This window comes from Streptomyces echinoruber (assembly GCF_014651135.1).
In the GTDB taxonomy this organism is placed as follows: Bacteria; Actinomycetota; Actinomycetes; order Streptomycetales; family Streptomycetaceae; genus Streptomyces; species Streptomyces echinoruber.
Map to the genome: position 1 here is coordinate 46,786 of NZ_BMWH01000035.1, position 17,740 is coordinate 64,525.

Consider the following 17,740-nt stretch of genomic DNA (forward strand, 5'->3'; position numbering starts at 1 on the left):
CCAACCCGCTCTGAGTCGCGATGAGTCACGACTCAGAGCAATGTCACTTCAACTCCCCCGCACCTTGAAGGAGTCTCGGCAGTGGCAGACGCTCAGAAGCTCAAGCTCTGCGAAGTGCTGGAAGAGATCGGGATGAGCCGCGCGGCCTTCTACCGCATGCGCGCCCGCGGCAAGGCGCCCCGGATCACCTATCTCCCCAACGGCCAGATCCGCATCTCCCGGCGGGACCTGGACGAGTGGTGGGAGAGCCTCGAACGCCCCTCCTACTGATCATCGCTTGACCGCGGGCCCGCCGATCCGGCGGGCCCGCTCCCGTGAAAGGACGCTTGTGGGCAAGACGTACGATGTTCGAATCTGGGCGGTCCGGCAGCGCAAGGACCGGGGGCAGTCCTCAGCCGAGTTGCGATGGAGGGTCGGCAACACCCCGCACTCGCAGACGTTCAGCACCAAGACCCTCGCCGACGGCCGCCGCGCGGAGCTGCTCACCGCGGTGAACAACGGCGAGCCGTTCGACGAGGCGACCGGCCTGCCCCTGCGGGAGCTCCGGGAGCGCAACGACGTGTCCTGGTACCGGCATGCTCGCGACTACATCGAGATGAAGTGGCCGACCTCCCCGGCCAAGACTCGTACGACCCTCGCCGACGCCATGGCGACGGCGACACCGGCCCTGGTGAGCACCCGCCGGGGCATGCCCGACACCATGGAGCTTCGCCACGCGCTCTACGGGTGGGCCTTCAACTGCAACCGCTGGACGGAGGAACCGCCGGCCGCCGTGGCCCGCACCCTCGCGTGGGTGGAGCGAAACACCCTGCCCGTGAGCGCTCTGGACGATCCCTTGGTGATCCGGAAGGTGCTGACCGCCTTCACCCTCCGTCTGGACGGCGCCAAGGCGGCCCCTTCCACCTTCAAGCGGAAGCGGGCGATCTTCCACAACGCGCTTGGCTTCGCCGTAGAGGCACGGCGCCTGCCCCACAACCCGCTGACTCAGGTGCAGTGGGCCGTCCCTCCGGCGGTCGATGAAGTGGACCCCGGCTGTGTGGTCAACCCCCGGCAGGCGCGGGCCCTGCTGGAGGCCGTCGCCGAACAGGGGGCCCGGGGGCAGCACCTGAAAGCGTTCTTCGGGTGCCTGTACCACGCCGGCATGCGCCCGGCCGAAGCCGTGTGGCTGCGGCGCGAGAACTGTGATCTCCCCCTGTCCGGGTGGGGCACGCTGCACTTGGACGGCTCACGCCCGCGCGTCGGGCGCGGCTGGACGGATTCCGGCGCTCCGCACGACACCCGCGGTCTGAAGTGGCGGCCGGAGAAGGAGATACGGCACGTGCCCATCCCTCCCGAGTTCACGGCCATGCTCCGGGAGCACCTCGACACGTACGGGACCGCGTCCGACGGCCGGCTCTTCCGGACGCTGCGGGGCGGCATCGTGCAGGAGAGCGGCTACGGCGAGGTGTGGGCCCGCGCCCGCAAGCAGGCGCTCACGCCGCAGCAGTACGCCTCACCCCTCGCCGCCCGCCCCTATGATCTTCGCCACGCGTGCGTGTCCCTCTGGTTGAACTCCGGGGTCGATCCCGTGGAAGTCGCCCGCCGCGCCGGCCACTCCGTGGCCGTCCTGCTGAAGGTCTACGCGAAGTGCCTGGACGGGGCCACGGCCATGGCGAACGCCCGGATCGATGAGGCACTGAGCCGCTGGTCATGATCCACTCTGCCCCACGGATGCCCCGCAAGCGCTGGTCAGCACGCGAGTCAGGGTGAGACAGAGTGGGATGAACCACGCATAGCGGCACCACCGTCACCTACAGCGTTCGAAGGGCCCGCGTCCAGCGTTTTCGCTGGTCACGGGCCCTTCGTCGCGTGTGGCGGCGCCAGGATTCGAACCTGGGTAGGCATAGCCGACACACCGCCGGGGTCGCTGCCTGTGGGACCGCCTTTCGGCGGTGCTCCCTGGCAACGACGTAAACAATACCTGATGCACAGGGGTGCTTCGCCACCCGGTTGATCGACGGGCACAGGGACGCGGGGTGGCTAGGCTGGTGCGGATGCGGCCCGGGACCCGTGGCGGGCTCGGTGGCCGCCCACGTACGCCGGTCTCACCCGATACAAGGAGCCACAGGACATGGCCGACTCCAGTTTCGACATCGTCTCGAAGGTCGAGCGGCAGGAGGTCGACAACGCCCTCAACCAGGCCGCCAAGGAGATCTCGCAGCGCTACGACTTCAAGGGCGTCGGCGCCTCGATCTCGTGGTCGGGCGACAAGATCCTCATGGTGGCGAACTCCGAGGACCGGGTGAAGGCCGTCCTCGACGTCTTCCAGTCCAAGCTGATCAAGCGCGGGATCTCGCTGAAGGCGCTGGACGCGGGCGAGCCGCAGCTGTCCGGCAAGGAGTACAAGATCTTCGCGTCCATCAAGGAGGGCATCTCCCAGGAGAACGCCAAGAAGGTGGCGAAGATCATCCGGGATGAGGGCCCCAAGGGCGTGAAGGCCCAGGTGCAGGGCGACGAGCTGCGGGTCAGCTCCAAGAGCCGGGACGACCTGCAGGCCGTCATCGCGCTGCTGAAGGGCAAGGACTTCGACTTCGCGATGCAGTTCACGAACTACCGGTGACCGGCCGGACGGTGCGCGGGGCGAGGGCGGGCGGGTACGGGTGCCCGCCCTCGCCCGTGCCGGCGTACCGGCCATGCCGGCCGCTTCGGCCGTACCGGGCACGTCGGCCGTACCGGGCACGTCGGCCGTACCGGGCGCGTCAGTCGCGCGAGTTGCCGAACAGCAGGCGGTAGGCCACCAGCAGGACCAGGGAGCCGCCGATGGCGGCGAGCCAGGTGGCGCCGTCGTAGAAGTGCTTGCTGACGGGGTGGTGCAGCCAGCGGGCGGAGATCCAGCCGCCGATGAAGGCGCCCGCGATGCCGATGAGGGTGGTGCCGACGAACCCGCCCGGGTCGCGGCCCGGCAGCAGGAACTTGGCGATGGCGCCGGCCAACAGCCCCAGGATGATCCAGCTGACGATGCTCATGCCCCGATCCTGCCCTTCCCGCCTGCGCCCGCGCCGTCCCGGCGCGGTGGTCTTCACCGGTGCCCGCCGGCCTCACCGGTCCCACTGGTCCTACCGGTCCCAGCAGCTCCACTGACCCCGTCGGTCCTCGCCGATCTTTATGCCCTTCACCGGTATTCACCGGCGTTCACCGGTCTTCACCCGGCGAACGGGTGGATCCGGCTCGGGAGCGGGTCGGCGGGCGTTCGTGCCGTGTCGGTGGCAAGGACGACGCGGGGGCACCGGGCGGTTGCGCCGGTCAGTAGGGTGCCGGACATGACACGGACGGACACGGGAGCCGGAGCGGAGGCCGGACTGCGGCGTTCCCTCGGGCTCGGGGACGCCGTGGTGGTCGGGCTCGGCTCGATGATCGGGGCGGGCGTCTTCGCCGCGCCGGCGCCCGCGGCGCGCGCGGCCGGCTCGGGGCTGCTGCCGGGGCTGGCGGTCGCGGCCGTGGTGGCCTACTGCAACGCCTCGTCCTCGGCACGGCTGGCGGCCCGGTATCCGGCCTCCGGCGGCACGTACGTGTACGGGCGGGAGCGGCTCGGGGCGTTCTGGGGGTACCTCGCCGGCTGGTCGTTCGTGGTGGGCAAGACGGCCTCGTGCGCGGCGATGGCGCTCACCGTGGGGGCGTACGTCTGGCCCGCGCAGGCGCACGCGGTGGCCGTGGCCGCGGTGGTGGCGCTGACCGCGGTGAACTACGGCGGCGTCCAGAAGTCCGCCTGGCTGACCCGCGCCGTCGTGGCGGTGGTCCTGGCGGTGCTGGCCGCCGTGGTGGCCGGGTGCCTGGGCTCCGGCGGTTTCGACGGCGGCCGGCTCGCGAGCGGGGATGCGGCGGGCGCGGGCGGGGTGCTGCAGGCCGCCGGGCTGCTGTTCTTCGCGTTCGCCGGTTACGCCCGGATCGCCACCCTCGGGGAGGAGGTGCGCGACCCGGCGCGCACCATCCCGCGTGCGATCCCGCTCGCGCTCGGCATCGCACTCGCCGTGTACGCGTGCGTGGCCGTCGCCGCACTGGGAGTCCTGGGCGCGGACGGGCTCGCCCGCGCGGACGCTCCCCTGGCCGACGCGGTGCGGGCGGCCGGGGTGCCGGGGCTGGTGCCGGTGGTGCGGGCGGGGGCCGCGGTGGCCGCCCTCGGTTCGCTGCTCGCGCTGATCCTGGGCGTGTCGCGTACGACGCTGGCCATGGCGCGGGACCGGCACCTGCCGGGGGCCCTGGCCGCCGTGCATCCGCGGTTCCACGTGCCGCACCGCGCGGAGCTCGCCGTGGGCGCCGTCGTGGCCGTCCTGGCCGCCACCGTGGACGTCCGCGGCGCGATCGGTTTCTCCTCCTTCGGGGTGCTCGCCTACTACGCCCTCGCCAACGCCTCCGCCTGGACGCTGGACGCCGCGCCGAGGGCCCGGGCGGTGCCGCTGGTGGGGCTCGTCGGGTGTGCCGCGCTCGCCTTCGCCCTGCCGTGGACGTCGGTCGCCACGGGCGCGGGGGTGCTGGCGGTGGGGGTGGCGGCGTACGGCGCACGGCGGTGGGCCGCCGGGCGCTGAAACCCGGCCACTGGCCTCGCAGCTCATGGCTTGAGGCTCGTGGCTCATGGCTTGAGGCTCGTGGCTCGGGTTTCGGGGCTCGGTCCGGGCCCGGTTCTACGACGTCACCGCGTCGCGAACGGCTGGTCCGTCGGGACGATCTCCCGTCCCAGCGGGAACAGCGACACCGGTATCAGCTTGAAGTTGGCCACGCCGAACGGGATGCCGATGAGCGTGAGACACAGGGCGAGGCCGGTGACGATGTGCCCGAGCGCCAGCCACCAGCCGGCGAGGAGGAGCCACAGGACGTTGCCGATGCAGGAGGGGGCACCCGCGTCGCGGCGCTCGACCGTGGTGTACCCGAAGGGCCACAGGGCGTAGACGCCGATGCGGAAGGCGGCTATCCCGAAGGGGATGCCGATGATCGTGAGGCAGAGCAGGACGCCCGCGGCGAGGTAGGCGAGGAACAGCCAGATGCCGCTGAGCACCAGCCACAGGATGTTGAGGATCGTCTTCATCGGTAACGACCTGCCATCTGCTCGAGTCTGGCGATGCGCTCGGCCATGGGCGGGTGGGTGGAGAAGAGCTTGGAGACCTGGTCCGGGCGGAACGGGTTGGCGATCATCATGTGGCTCGTGGTCTCCAGGCGGGGCTCGGGAGGCAGCGGCAGCTGCCGGGTGCCGGTCTCGAGCTTGCGCAGGGCGCTGGCGAGGGCCAGGGGGTCGCCGGTGAGCTGGGCACCGGAGGCGTCGGCCTCGTACTCCCGGGAGCGGCTGACGGCGAGCTGGATGAGGGTGGCGGCGAGCGGGCCGAGCAGCATGATCAGGAGCATGCCGACCAGGCCGGGGCCGTCGTCGTCGTCCGAGCGGCCGACCGGGATCAGCCAGGCGAAGTTCACCAGGAACATGATCACGGAGGCGAGGGCGCCGGCAACCGAGGAGATGAGGATGTCGCGGTTGTAGACGTGGCTGAGTTCGTGGCCGATGACGCCGCGCAGCTCGCGCTCGTCGAGGAGGCGCAGGATGCCCTCGGTGCAGCACACGGCCGCGTGGCGCGGGTTGCGGCCGGTGGCGAAGGCGTTGGGCGCCTCGGTCGGGGAGATGTACAGGCGGGGCATGGGCTGGCGGGCCTGGGTGGAGAGCTCGCGGACCATGCGGTAGAGGCCGGGGGCCTCGAACTCGCTGACCGGGCGGGCCCGCATGGCGCGCAGGGCCAGCTTGTCGCTGTTCCAGTACGCGTACGCGTTCGTGCCGAGCGCCACCAGGACGGCCACGACCAGCCCTGCTCGGCCGAAGAAGCTGCCGATGAGGATGATGATCGCGGACAGCACTCCGAGGAGTGCCGCGGTCCTGAGCCCGTTGTGCCGGCGGTGCACGGTACGCCCTCCAAGTGTGCGGCAGGGGAACCCTGTGGCCCTTGCTTGCTGGTCCGGCCTCCTGGCGCTGGGGTGCCAGCGGTGTCGGCCGGGAGGCCCTCCTGCCTGGTCAACGCCGGGCAGGGGTTACTAGTTCCCTTGTGCGGGTGGGGGCACGCGGGGGCGGGAGGGGGCGTCCGGGTGGGCGGTGGGCGTCCGGGGGCGGGGCCCCACCGCCCCCCGGCAGGCGGCCGCCGTCTCGAACGGACCGCTGCTCGGAACAGGCCGGTGCCGGCCTCGGAACAGACCGGTGCCGGCCTCAGAACAGACCGGCTCCGGCGAACCGCAGGACCAGCTGGGGGACGCCGGACAGGGCGATGCCGACGACCGCGGTGGCGGCGAGCGCGGTGGTGAGCGGGGCCGGGACGCGGTGCCGTGGCGGTGTGCCCTCGGGGGCGCGGAAGAGCAGGGCCGTCCACTGCAGGTAGTAGTACAGCGCGACGACGACGTTGACGGCCATGACGACGGCGAGCCAGCCGAGGCCCGCGTCGACGGCCGCGGAGAAGACGGTGACCTTGGCGAACAGGCCGATGACGCCGGGCGGGAGCCCGGCCAGGCACAGCAGGAAGAAGGCCAGCAGGAGCGCGGTGAGCGGGTTCGTGGCGTACAGGCCGCGGTAGTCGGCGACGCGGTTGCGGGCCCGGGTGCGGCCCACGAGCGCGGCCACCGCGAAGGCGCCGAGGTTCACGGCGGCGTACATCAGGGCGTAGGCGACGGTGGAGCCGATGGCCTTCTGGGGGTGCTCGGCGTATCCGGCGGCGGCGATCGGCACCAGGAGGTAGCCGGCCTGCCCGACGGACGACCAGGCCAGCAGCCGTACCGCGCTGTGGGCGCGGGTGGCCTGCTGGCGCAGGGCGCCGACGTTGCCGACGGTCATGGTGAGGGCGGCCAGGACGGCGAGGGCGGGGCCCCAGGCGCCGGCGTACGAGGGGAAGGCGACGACGGTGACGAGGATGAGGCCGGAGAAGCCGACGGCCTTGCCGACGACCGACAGGTAGGCGGCGATCGGCAGGGGCGCGCCGACGTAGGTGTCGGGGACCCAGAAGTGGAAGGGGACGGCGGCCGTCTTGAAGGCGAAGCCGACGAGGGTGAGGACGACGCCGGTCTGGGCGAGGGTGCGCAGCTGTCCGTCGACGTGCTGGATGCGGGCGGCGACCTGGGTGAGGTGGAGGGTGCCGGTGGTGGCGTAGACGAAGCTGACGCCCAGGAGGCTGACGGCGGTGGCGGTGACCGACGACAGGAAGAACTTCAGGGCCGCTTCGGAGGACCTCCGGTCGCCCTGGCGGAGGCCGACGAGGGCGAAGGCGGGCAGGGAGGCGACCTCCAGGGCGACGATCAGGGTCGCCAGGTCCCGGGAGGCGGGCAGCAGCGCGGCGCCGGCCGCGGAGGACAGCAGCAGGAACCAGTACTCCCCTTCGGGGAGCGTCCGGCGGGCGTCCTGCAGCATGGTCACCGACAGCAGGGCCGCGAGGAGGGCGCCGGCCAGGACCAGGAGCTGGATGACGAGGGTGAAGCGGTCGGCGGTGTAGCTGCACACGCGCGGGTCGCCGGTGAGGCAGAAGGTGCTGCGGTCGCCGTCGAGGAGGGGCAGGAGCAGCAGCGCGGAGGCGGCGAGCCCGGCGACCGACAGCCACCCGAGGAGGGTCTTGCGCGCGTCGGGCACGAACAGGTCGGCGACGAGGACGGTGAGCGCGACGGCCGCGGTGAGGGTGGGCGGCGCGATCGCGAGCCAGTCGACGGACTGGACCGCCGAGACGGCCAGGTCGACGGAGTGGACCGCGGGGGCGGCCGGCGGGTGGGCCAGAGAGCTCATCGGGTGCCTCCTGCGAGGAGCTGCTGCACGGCCGGGTCGGTCAGGCCGAGCAGGACTTTGGGCCACAGCCCGGCGACGACGGTGAGGGCGACGAGCGGGGTCCAGGCCGCGAACTCGTAGGGGCGCACGTCGGGCAGCGCCGGGGCGTCCTGCGGTACGGCGCCCATGCAGACGCGGCGGACCACGACGAGCAGGTAGGCGGCCGTGAGCAGGGTGCCGAACGCGGCGATCGACAGGAAGGTGAGGAAGGCGGGGCGGCTGAGGCCGGCGGCGGGCCGGAACGCGCCGAACATCGACAGCATCTCGCCCCAGAACCCGCCCAGGCCGGGCAGGCCGAGCGAGGCGACGGCGCCGAAGGCGAGCAGGCCGCCCAGGCGCGGGGCGCGGCCGTACAGGGCGGCGCCGGTCTCCTCGGCGAGGGTGTCGAGGTCGGTGGTGCCGGTGCGGTCCTTCAGCGCGCCGACGAGGAAGAACAGCAGGCCGGTGATGAGGCCGTGGGCGATGTTGGCGAACAGGGCGCCGTTGACGCCGGTGGGGGTGGCCGTGGCGATGCCGAGGAGAACGAAGCCCATGTGGCCGACGGAGGAGTAGGCGACGAGCCGCTTGAGGTCGCCCCTGGCGCCCGCCCGGGCCAGGGACAGGCAGGCCAGGGAGCCGTAGACGATCCCGACGACGGCGAAGGCCGCGAGGTAGGGCGCGAAGGTGTGGAAGCCGTGGGGCGTGATCGGCAGCAGGATCCGGACGAATCCGTACGTGCCCATCTTCAGCAGGACGCCGGCCAGCAGGACCGAGCCGACGGTGGGCGCGGCGGTGTGGGCGTCGGGCAGCCAGCTGTGCAGCGGCCACATCGGTGTCTTGACCGCGAGTCCGATCCCGATCGCCAGTACGGCGACGACCTGCACGGACGCGGTGAGCGACCGGCCGTTGTCAGTGGCGAGTGCCACCATGTCGAAGGTGCCCGCCCTGAGACCGATCAGGAGCAGGCCGAGCAGCATGACGACCGAGCCGAGCAGCGTGTAGAGGATGAACCGCCAGGCGGCGGCCTGGCGGCCCGCGCCGCCCCAGCGGGCGATGAGGAAGTACATCGGGACGAGCACCGTCTCGAACGCGAGGAAGAACAGCAGCAGGTCGAGGACGGCGAAGGTCGCCAGGGTGCCGGACTCCAGGACGAGCAGCAGGGCGACGAAGGCCTTCGGGCCGGGGCCGGCCGGCATGTGGAAGTACGCGTAGAGCGCGCTGAGGAAGGTCAGCAGCGCGGTGAGGACCACGAGGGGGAGGGAGATGCCGTCGATGCCGAGGTGGATGCGCACGTCGAGTGCGGGGATCCAGCTGATGTCGGTGGTGGCCTGCATCCTCGACGGGTGGTCGTGGTCGAAGCCGAGCGCCAGGGCGATCGCGGCGATGAGGACCGCGCCGGTGACGGTGACGCCGTGCCGCAGCACGGCCTGCTCCGGGGACTTCCCCTTCAGCCCGGGCGGGGCGGGCAGGAGGGCGGCGAGCGCGCCCAGGAGCGGGCCGACGACGACGAATGCCAGAAGGAACTGCATCACGGACTCGCTGATATCGATCACGCCTGCTCACGCTCCTGTGGCGACGAGGACGGCGGCGACCGCCAGGACGACGGTGCCGGCGAGCAGCGCGCTCACATAGGTCTGCACGTTGCCGGTCTGGGCGCGCCGCACCGCGGCCCCGAGCAGGCGGGGCACGGCGCCCGCGCCGCGTACGTAGGTGTCGACGACCTCGCGGTCGAGGAACCGGACGAGGGACGCGCCGGCCCGGACCGGGCGGACGAAGAGGGCCGTGTACACGGCGTCGAGGTGGAAGCCGAGGGCCGCGTGCCGGTGCAGCGGGCCGAGCAGCAGCCGTCCGGGGTCGGCCGGGTCGGGTGCGGCGGCGAGCGTGCCGTAGGCCGGCCTGTGACTGGCGATGGCCTCGGCCTCGACCTGTGCGGCGTCCGCCTGCGGGTGGGCGGCGACCGCGCCGAGCGGCGGGCGGGCGGCGAGCGCGGTGGTGTGCCGCCAGGCGCCGTAGGTGACGATCCCGCCGGCCAGGGCCAGGCCGGTACCGAGGACGGAGGTGGTGAGGGCCGGGGCGAGGGAGGTGCCGTCGAACCAGTCGGGCAGCAGGCGGAACGCGAACCCGCCCAGGGCGAGGGACGGCACGGCCAGCACCCACAGCACCACGGTCATGCTCAGCGGCTGGCGGCCGTGGTCGGGGGCCTCGACGCCCCGGCCGCGGAAGGCCAGCAGCCACAGCCGCGTCGCGTACGCGGCGGTGAGCAGGGCGGTGAGCAGACCGGCGACGAGGACGATCCAGCCCGCGGCGCCGGGGGCGTGCCCGGTGTGGCCGGCGGTGACGTGCTCGGCGGCGCCGAGGACCGTCTCCTTGGAGAAGAAGCCGCTGAACGGCGGGATCGCGGCGAGCGCGAGCAGCGCCACGGTCATCGTCCAGTAGGCGTCGGGGACGCGGTCGCGCAGGCCGCTCATGCGGGACATGGCGGCCAGCGAGTTGGTGCCGGCGGCGTGGATGACCGCGCCGGCGGCGAGGAACAGCAGCGCCTTGAAGGCGCCGTGGGTGAGGAGGTGGAAGACGGCGGCGGAGCGGTCGCCGACGGCGAGGGCGCCGCTCATGTAGCCGAGCTGGCCGATCGTCGAGTAGGCCAGGACGCGTTTGATGTCGTCCTGGGCGAGGGCGGCCAGCGCCGAGCCGGCCATCGTGACGGCGGCCATGACGGCGAGGACGACCATCGCGGCCCTGGAGGCCTCGAACAGCGGGAGGAGACGGGCGGTGAAGTAGACGCCGGCGGCGACCATCGTCGCCGCGTGGATCAGCGCGGAGACGGGCGTCGGGCCCGCCATCGCGTCCGGGAGCCAGGTGTGCAGCGGGAACTGCGCCGACTTGCCCGCCACGCCCGCGAGCAGCAGCAGGGCGATGAGGGTGGGGTGGGCGAGCCCGCCGTGCGCGACGGCGGCCAGGACGCGGGTGATGCGGAAGGAGCCCGCGTCGGCGGCCAGCGCGAACAGGCCGATGAGGAACGGCACGTCGCCGAGCTTGGTGACGAGGAACGCCTTGAGCGAGGCGGCGCGGGCCTCGGGGGTCTCCCAGTAGTGGCCGACGAGGAAGTAGGAGCAGATGCCCATCACTTCCCAGCCGACCAGCAGCACCATCAGGTCGCCGGAGTAGACGACGAGCAGCATCGCGGAGGTGAACAGGGAGACGAGCGCGGCGTAGGAGGGGTAGCGCGGGTCCTCGCGCAGGTAGCCCGTGGAGTAGATCTGCACGCAGGTGGCGACGGTGCCGACCAGGACGGCGACGAGCGCGGCGAAGCCGTCGATGTGCAGGGCGAGCTCGACGGGGACCGAGCCGGTGGGCGTGAGTTCGGTGGCGGCGTCGACGGCCGCACCGCCGCCCTGGCGCGCGGCCACCAGCACGGCCAGCACCAGTGAGGCGAGCGTCGGCAGGACGGCGACCGGGCGGACGAAGCCGGGCGCGGTGCGGCCCAGCAGCAGTCCCGCGGCGGCGCCGAGGAACGGCAGGAGGGGGACGAGGACGGCGAGGGTGGTCGTGGTCACGCGGTGGCCTCAGCCTTCTCGGTCTCTTCGGCCGTGAGGGCGGTGCGGTCGGTGCTGTCGGGGCCGTCGGGGCCGTCGGGGGCGCGGCCCTCGGCGGTGTCGCGGAGCTTGTCGATGTCCGAGGTGCCGCGGTTGCGGTACACGGCGAGGACGATCGCCAGGCCGATGCCGATCTCGGCGGCGGCGATGGTGATGGTGAACAGGGTCAGGGCCTGGCCGGAGTGCAGGGTCTCCCGGGCGGCCTTGGACAGCCAGACGTCGAACGCGACGAGGTTGAGGTTGACGGCGTTGAGCATCAGCTCGACCGACATCAGCACCAGGATCGCGTTGCGGCGGGCCAGGACGCCGTACAGGCCGGTGCAGAACAGGAGAGCGGAGAGGACGGCGGGATAGGCGAGGTGCATCAGCGGGCGCCTTCCTTCGCTCCGGGGGTGCCGTCGGCGGCCGGGGCCGCCGGGGACGGTGAGGTCGCCGGGGTCTCCGGGGTCGCCGCGGCGGCGGCCGGTGCCGTCGTCGTCGCCTTCGCCTTGCGGGACAGGACGATCGCGCCGACCAGGGCGGCGAGGAGGAGGACGGAGAGGGCCTCGAAGGGCAGCACCCAGTTCCGGAACAGGCTCGCGCCGGTGACGCGGGTGCTGCCGGCGGCGGCGCCGTCCAGGTCGATCCAGGTGGTGCGGAAGGCGTCGACGACGACCCAGACCAGGGCGGCCGCGGCGGCGACGGCCACCGTGAGGGCGGCCCAGCGGTTGCCGGAGTCGGCGTCCGGGGAGCGGCCGATGGGGGCCTTGGTGAGCATCAGGCCGAACAGGAGGAGGACGACGACGGAACCGACGTAGATCAGCACCTGCACCCAGGCGATGAACTCGGCCGTGAGCAGCAGGTACTCCACGGCGAGGCCGCCCAGGGCCACCACCAGCCACAGGGCCGCGTGCACCAGCTGCCGGGTGGTGACGGTGACCAGCGCGGCGCCGAGGGTGACCAGGCCGACGAGGAGAAAGGCGATCTCGACGCCGCTCGGGGAGAGGAAGCCGTGGCCGTCGGCGGCCGTGGGGGTCGCGGCGGCGGTGGCCGCGGCCGTGGTGAGGGCGGGGGTCATGCCTGTCCCTCCTGACCGTTCCGGGGGACGCCGTCCTGGGGTGCGCCGTCCCGGGGTGCGCCGTTCCGGGGGGTCCGGTTGCCCCGGGGTGCCCGGTTGTCCCGGGGGGTGCCGTCCTCGGGGGTGCCGTCCCCGGGCCGCGGTCGGGGCTGCTCGCTCTGCTGGGGAGAGTCCCCCGCCGGGCGGGTGGGGCCCTCGGCGGCACGGGCCTGCTCCTCGGCGTGGGCCACGGTGGGCGACACGGACCGGGGGGCGGTGGCCGACCGAGGAGCGGTGGCCGGGGCGGCCGTGGGCGGCTCGGCGGCCACAGGCGGCTCGGCGGGCGTGGGCGGCTGCTGGGCGGCGAGCTTCTCGGCGGCCTTGCGGGCGGCGGCGACCTCCTTCGGCTCCTCCGCGCCGGGGTCGAGGGCGGGCGGGGCCGGGACGGTCCACATCCACTCGCGGAGCTTGTCGCGCTCGTGGGTGAGGTCGCGGATGTCGGTCTCGGCGTACTCGAACTCCGGGGACCAGAACAGCGCGTCGAAAGGACACACCTCGATGCAGATGCCGCAGTACATGCACAGGGAGAAGTCGATCGCGAAGCGGTCCAGGACGTTGCGGCTGCGTTCGCGGCCGCCGGGGGTCGCCGCCGGGATCGTCTCCTTGTGGGAGTCGATGTAGATGCACCAGTCCGGGCACTCGCGGGCGCACAGCATGCAGACCGTGCAGTTCTCCTCGAACAGGCCGATCACGCCGCGGGTGCGGGGCGGGAGTTCGGGCTGGACGTCCGGGTACTGCTCGGTGACGGTCTTCCTCGTCATCGTGCGCAGGGTGACGGCCAGGCCCTTGGCGAGGCCGCTTCCGGGGATCGGCCGGCGGGGCCGCCCGGAGGGCGTCGTCGGGGGGCGGTGGTCGGGCGACGGGCGGGACACGGCTACTGGATCACCACCTTGACGACGCCGGTGAGGGCGATCTGGGCGAGGGAGAGGGGCACGAGGAGCGTCCAGGACAGTTTCTGCAGCTGGTCCTCGCGCAGGCGGGGGTAGGTGACGCGCAGCCAGATGACGACGAAGGCGAGGACCGCGGTCTTCAGCAGGGTCCACAGCCAGCCCAGGCCGTCCGCGCCCCACGGGCCGTGCCAGCCGCCCAGGAAGAGGACGGTGGTCAGGCCGCACAGGACGACGATCCCGGCGTACTCGGCGAGGAGGAACAGGGCGAAGCGCAGGCCGGTGTACTCGGTGTACGCGCCGAAGATGATCTCCGAGTCGGCGACCGGCATGTCGAACGGCGGCCGCTGCAGCTCCGCGAGGCCGGCGACGAAGAAGACGAACGCGCCGGTGATCTGCCAGGGCACCCACCACCAGTGGAAGGAGTCGAGGATGCCGGGGAGGGAGACCGTGCCGGCCGCCATCGCCACCGAGGCGGCGGCGAGCAGCATGGGCAGCTCGTAGGCGAGGAGCTGGGCGGCGGTGCGCAGGCCGCCGAGGAGGGAGAACTTGTTGGCGGAGGCCCACCCGGCCATGAGCGAGCCGAGCACGCCGACGCCCATCACCGCGAGCACGAAGAACACGCCCGCGTCCAGGACCTGGCCGACGGCTCCGTCACCGGGACCGATCGGGACGGCGAGCAGGACCAGCAGGTACGGCAGCAGCGCCACGGCCGGCGCGAGCTGGAAGACCCGGCGGTCCGCGCCCGCCGGAACGACGTCCTCCTTCTGCGCGAACTTCACGCCGTCCGCGACGAGCTGGGCCCAGCCGTGGAAGCCGCCGGCGTACATCGGGCCCAGGCGGCCCTGCATGTGCGCCATCACCTTGTGCTCGGTCTGGCCGACGAGCAGCGGCAGGAGGAGGAAGGCGACGAAGACGGCCAGGAGCCGCAGGGCGACGTCGAGCGCGTCGTTCACTGCGGGCCTCCTGCGGGGTCGTCGGGGTTGTTGAGGCTATTGGGGCTGTTGGGGCTGTTGGGTTTGTCAGAGCTGTCAGGGCTGTCGTGGCCGTCGTCGGCCGGGGCGGCCGGGGCGGGGCCGGGCTGCTTGCCGGGGGTGTCGCTGTCGTCCGGTGTGCCGGGCCCGGTCGCGGGCGTCCGCGTGCCTTCCGGTGCCGCGTCGGCCTCGGGCCGCGGCTCGGCTTCGTCGAACGCCGGGCGGGCGTGGTGCCAGGGCGCGTCGGAGCTGCGCGGGGCGGCGGGGGGCCTGCGGGCCGGAGCGGGAGCCCCGGTCGCGGTACCGTCCGCCGGCTGCGCCCCGGTGTCGTCGGCGCGCCGGGCGTCCGGGTCCGCCGTCCGCTGCGACGCGGATCCCTCGCTCGCGCTGCGCATGCGGCGCGGCCGGCCGGTGCCGGCGGGCCCGGTGGCCCCGGTTTCCGGCGCCGCGGCATCCGCGGCCGCCTCGCCCCCCGTCCCGGGAGCGGCCTGGCTCGCCGACCCCTGCGCCGCCGTACGGGCACGCCGTACCGGCCGTTCACCGGCTCCCCGGCCGGCGGCGCCGGCTGCGGCGGCCCGCCCCGCTCCCCGGGCCGGACGGGCCGGGGCCGGCGGGAGCTGGCCCTTCAGCGGCCCCCACTCGTTGGGGTCGGGCACGCCGGGCGGCAGCATCTGGCGGCGTTTGGGGCCGCCGTGGTCGGATTCGCCGGGCTCCTTGGCCCCCGGCCACGCCTTGGCGACCCGCGCGGCGAGGACGAAGTCCTTGCGCAGTGGGTGGCCCTCGAAGCCGTCGGGCAGCAGGAGGTGCTCCAGGGCGGGGTGGCCCTCGAAGGTGACGCCGAACATCTCGTGGGTCTCGCGTTCGTGCCAGGCGGCACCGGCGTAGACGTCGACGGCGCTGGCGAGCACCGGCGTCTCGTGCGGGACCGTGGTGCGCAGCAGCAGCCGGCGGACCGGGGCCAGGGCGACGACGTGGGCGACGACGCGGAAGCCGGTGCCGGGTTCGTCGACCGCGCTGAGCCAGTCGAAGTAGGTGCAGCCGAGTTCGTCGCGGGCGACCTGGAGCGCCGCGCGCCAGGCGGAGGCCGGCACGTCGACGGTCAGGACGTCGTACGCCTCCTCGGCCGTGGCGTCCGTGCCGAACAGTTCCTCGGCGGGGGCGGGCAGCCAGCCGACGGCGGTCACCGGACCTCCCCTGCGTCCTGCGGCGCCGTGGCCTTCGGTGCCGTGGTCTCCGACACCGTGGTCTCCGGTGCCGTGGCCTTCGGCGGCGCGACCAGGCCGCTCTGCAGCGCCGCCGCCGACGGGCGGGCCGCACCGGTGCCGTACCGCTCGCCCAGCGACTCGCGGGCGATCTTCTCCTGGAGCTTGAGGATGCCCTGCAGCAGCGCCTCCGGGCGGGGCGGGCAGCCGGGGACGTAGACGTCGACCGGGATGATCTGGTCGACGCCCTTGGTGACGGAGTAGGAGTCCCAGTAGGGGCCGCCGCAGTTGGAGCAGGCGCCGAAGGAGATGACGTACTTCGGCTCGGGCATCTGCTCGTACAGCCGCTTGACGGCCGGGGCCATCTTGTCGGTCACCGTGCCGGACACCACCATCAGGTCGGCCTGGCGCGGTCCGGGCGCGAAGGGGATCACGCCGAGGCGGATGAAGTCGTGGCGGGACATCGACGCGGCGATGAACTCGATGGCGCAGCAGGCCAGGCCGAAGTTGAAGACCCACAGCGAGTAGCGGCGGCCCCAGTTGAGCACCACCTTCATCGGCTCGGGCGCCAGCCGGGCGAGCGCGCCCAGCCGCCGGGGCTCCGGCAGCCGCACGGGTTCGGAAGGAGAGGGGGTCACGTCCATGCCAGGACGCCCTTCTTGTACGCGTAGAGCAGGCCCACGGCCAGGAAGCCGAGGAAGACGAACATCTCCACCAGCGTCGTGGCGCCGTAGCCGGGCGCGGCGAAGACCGTCGCCCACGGGAAGAGGAAGATCGAGTCGACGGCGAAGATCACGTAGAGGAAGGCGTAGACGTAGTAGCGGACCTGGGTGTGCGCCCAGCCCTCGCCGACGGGGTCGACGCCGCACTCGTAGGTCAGGAGTTTCTCGGGCGTGGGCACGACGGGTCGCAGCAGTCGGCCGGCGGCGAAGGCCACGGCGACGAAGAGCACGCCCACCGCGGCGAGCAGTCCGACGACCGCATAGGACTGGAAGTAGCCCTGGAAGTAGTCCGCCGCGACCACGACGGTCGGTTCCCGCACGTCCGTCCCTCGCTCCCTACCGATCACGACCGGGTCCGGGCCCGGTGGCCGCAGTGGCCGCCGCGACTTCTGCGAAGACGTGCGGGCCACTGTTCGACGATCTGTACGCACGCGAGTCTAGGCCCTGCTAAAGAGACGGTAAGCAAGCCCTCCGCACCGCGTCCCGGCCTGTGAGACCGCATGAGACCTCCATGGCCCCCGTGAGCCCCCGTGAGACCACCTGAGACGCGGGATGAGACGAGGAATGAGACGAGGGATGAGACACGGAAGGGGAGGCGGGGTGAGATGCGGAAGGGAACGCCCGGGGTGGGGTCGGTGGGGTTTTCCCCCGCAGGCCCCGGCGGCCGACCTCATGGCGCCCGGCCGCGCGGCACGGCACGCTGGCCGGCATGACCGCACGCATCCCCTCCGGCCCGTCGCCCGCCGGCCGGGCCGCCGATCCGCGCACCGGCAGAACGGGCGCGCCCACCACGTCCGGTACGCCCGCCACATCCGGCCCGCCCGGCACGCTCGGTACACCCGGCACATCCGGTACGCCCGGCACGCCCGGCACGCCCGGCACGCCCGGCACCGAGGACCGCCTGCCGCCGCCCCGTCTCGCCTACGACGCGCACACCTGGAAGGAGATCGCCCACCTCCTGCTGAACCTGCCGGTGTCCCTGGTCGGCTTCGTCTACGTGTTCACGGTGCTGTTCACCGGTGCCACGCTGACCCTCACCGTCGTGGGGTTCCCGCTGCTGGCGCTGGGGCTGCTGGGGGCGCGGCTGATGGGCCGCATGGAGCGGGCCCGGGCCCGGGCGCTGCTCGGGGTGCGGGTGGACGAGCCGACCCCGCTGCCGCTGCGCCGGCAGCGCCGCGACGGCGGGCTGTTCGCCCAGCTCTGGCTGATACTGAAGGACCCGGTGGCCTGGCGCACGGTGCTGTACGACGCCATCCGCCTGCCGTGGGGCATCCTCACCCACACCGTCGTCCTGGTCTCGCTGTTCGTGCTGTGGCCGGTGCTGCCGTTCCTCGCCCGCGGGCTGGCCAACGCCGACCGGGCGATGGTGCGGGCCCTGCTGTCGCCCTCCGACGAGCTGGAGCGCCGGATCGCCGAGCTGGAGTCGGATCGGGGGGTGGTGGTGGACACGGCCGCCGCGGACCTGCGGCGCATCGAACGC

At 73.1% G+C, this 17,740-nt stretch carries 17 protein-coding genes and 1 pseudogene; 5 read left to right on the top strand and 13 right to left on the bottom strand.

Features of this window, described 5'->3' with window-relative positions:
- Positions 1-81 precede the first annotated feature (81 nt).
- The 3 genes from IE225_RS29225 to IE225_RS29235 all read left to right on the top strand — a co-directional run bounded on the left by IE225_RS29225 (position 82) and on the right by IE225_RS29235 (position 2,599).
- Entirely contained in the window at positions 82-270 is a 189-nt protein-coding gene (locus tag IE225_RS29225; RefSeq protein WP_190060649.1) for a helix-turn-helix transcriptional regulator, read from the top strand.
- 58 nt (positions 271-328) lie between these two features.
- Positions 329-1,693, top strand: coding sequence for a tyrosine-type recombinase/integrase (locus IE225_RS29230; protein ID WP_190060650.1), 1,365 nt, complete (start codon positions 329-331; stop codon positions 1,691-1,693).
- A 417-nt stretch (positions 1,694-2,110) separates the two neighbouring features.
- Positions 2,111-2,599 carry a YajQ family cyclic di-GMP-binding protein gene (locus tag IE225_RS29235; RefSeq protein ID WP_190060651.1) on the top strand — a complete coding sequence of 163 codons (489 nt, stop codon included), beginning with the start codon at positions 2,111-2,113 and terminating at the stop codon, positions 2,597-2,599.
- 139 nt (positions 2,600-2,738) lie between these two features.
- Here IE225_RS29235 and IE225_RS29240 read toward each other — a convergent pair whose 3' ends face one another.
- Positions 2,739-3,005, bottom strand: a complete 267-nt coding sequence (locus tag IE225_RS29240) for a GlsB/YeaQ/YmgE family stress response membrane protein (RefSeq protein WP_190060652.1) — start codon at positions 3,003-3,005, stop codon at positions 2,739-2,741.
- 294 nt (positions 3,006-3,299) lie between these two features.
- Here IE225_RS29240 and IE225_RS29245 point away from each other — a divergent pair, with 294 nt between their 5' ends.
- Positions 3,300-4,562 carry an APC family permease gene (locus IE225_RS29245; RefSeq protein ID WP_190060653.1) on the top strand — a complete coding sequence of 421 codons (1,263 nt, stop codon included), beginning with the start codon at positions 3,300-3,302 and terminating at the stop codon, positions 4,560-4,562.
- A 104-nt stretch (positions 4,563-4,666) separates the two neighbouring features.
- On the opposite strand, the gene IE225_RS29250 is transcribed toward IE225_RS29245, so the two are convergent.
- The 12 genes and pseudogenes from IE225_RS29250 to IE225_RS29305 form a co-directional block, all read right to left on the bottom strand.
- On the bottom strand, positions 4,667-5,059 hold the full coding sequence (locus IE225_RS29250) for a YccF domain-containing protein (protein ID WP_190060654.1): 393 nt from the start codon (positions 5,057-5,059) through the stop codon (positions 4,667-4,669).
- Complete coding sequence (gene htpX, locus IE225_RS29255) at positions 5,056-5,916, bottom strand: zinc metalloprotease HtpX (protein ID WP_190060655.1); 861 nt, start codon at positions 5,914-5,916, stop codon at positions 5,056-5,058. Before htpX ends, IE225_RS29250 begins: the two co-directional genes overlap by 4 nt.
- Before the next feature lie 298 nt (positions 5,917-6,214).
- Entirely contained in the window at positions 6,215-7,768 is a 1,554-nt protein-coding gene (locus IE225_RS29260) for an NADH-quinone oxidoreductase subunit N (protein ID WP_190060656.1), read from the bottom strand.
- Complete coding sequence (locus IE225_RS29265; RefSeq protein WP_190060657.1) at positions 7,765-9,339, bottom strand: complex I subunit 4 family protein; 1,575 nt, start codon at positions 9,337-9,339, stop codon at positions 7,765-7,767. Before IE225_RS29265 ends, IE225_RS29260 begins: the two co-directional genes overlap by 4 nt.
- 6 nt (positions 9,340-9,345) lie before the next feature.
- The gene (locus IE225_RS29270; protein WP_190060658.1) at positions 9,346-11,340 is read right to left on the bottom strand and encodes an NADH-quinone oxidoreductase subunit 5 family protein; all 1,995 of its coding nucleotides are present in this window, start codon (positions 11,338-11,340) and stop codon (positions 9,346-9,348) included.
- Positions 11,337-11,744 (bottom strand): NADH-quinone oxidoreductase subunit NuoK, encoded by a 408-nt coding sequence (gene nuoK / locus IE225_RS29275; RefSeq protein WP_190060659.1) that lies wholly within the window; start codon positions 11,742-11,744, stop codon positions 11,337-11,339. Before nuoK ends, IE225_RS29270 begins: the two co-directional genes overlap by 4 nt.
- Complete coding sequence (locus IE225_RS29280; RefSeq protein ID WP_190060660.1) at positions 11,744-12,436, bottom strand: NADH-quinone oxidoreductase subunit J family protein; 693 nt, start codon at positions 12,434-12,436, stop codon at positions 11,744-11,746. The genes nuoK and IE225_RS29280 overlap by 1 nt, the downstream gene beginning before the upstream one ends.
- Positions 12,437-12,729: 293 nt before the next feature.
- Positions 12,730-13,236, bottom strand: a pseudogene (locus IE225_RS34190) (4Fe-4S binding protein); the annotation flags it as partial.
- 113 nt (positions 13,237-13,349) lie between these two features.
- Positions 13,350-14,318, bottom strand: a complete 969-nt coding sequence (locus IE225_RS29290; protein ID WP_190060661.1) for a complex I subunit 1/NuoH family protein — start codon at positions 14,316-14,318, stop codon at positions 13,350-13,352.
- Positions 14,315-15,520, bottom strand: coding sequence for an NADH-quinone oxidoreductase subunit C (locus IE225_RS29295; RefSeq protein ID WP_190060662.1), 1,206 nt, complete (start codon positions 15,518-15,520; stop codon positions 14,315-14,317). The genes IE225_RS29290 and IE225_RS29295 overlap by 4 nt, the downstream gene beginning before the upstream one ends.
- Positions 15,517-16,182 (bottom strand): NADH-quinone oxidoreductase subunit B, encoded by a 666-nt coding sequence (locus tag IE225_RS29300; protein WP_190060663.1) that lies wholly within the window; start codon positions 16,180-16,182, stop codon positions 15,517-15,519. Before IE225_RS29300 ends, IE225_RS29295 begins: the two co-directional genes overlap by 4 nt.
- Complete coding sequence (locus IE225_RS29305; RefSeq protein ID WP_229880156.1) at positions 16,173-16,580, bottom strand: NADH-quinone oxidoreductase subunit A; 408 nt, start codon at positions 16,578-16,580, stop codon at positions 16,173-16,175. The genes IE225_RS29300 and IE225_RS29305 overlap by 10 nt, the downstream gene beginning before the upstream one ends.
- Positions 16,581-16,969: 389 nt before the next feature.
- On the opposite strand from IE225_RS29305, the gene IE225_RS29310 reads away from it, so the two are divergent.
- A partial coding sequence (locus IE225_RS29310; protein ID WP_229880157.1) for a sensor domain-containing protein occupies positions 16,970-17,740 on the top strand: 771 nt, incomplete at its 3' end.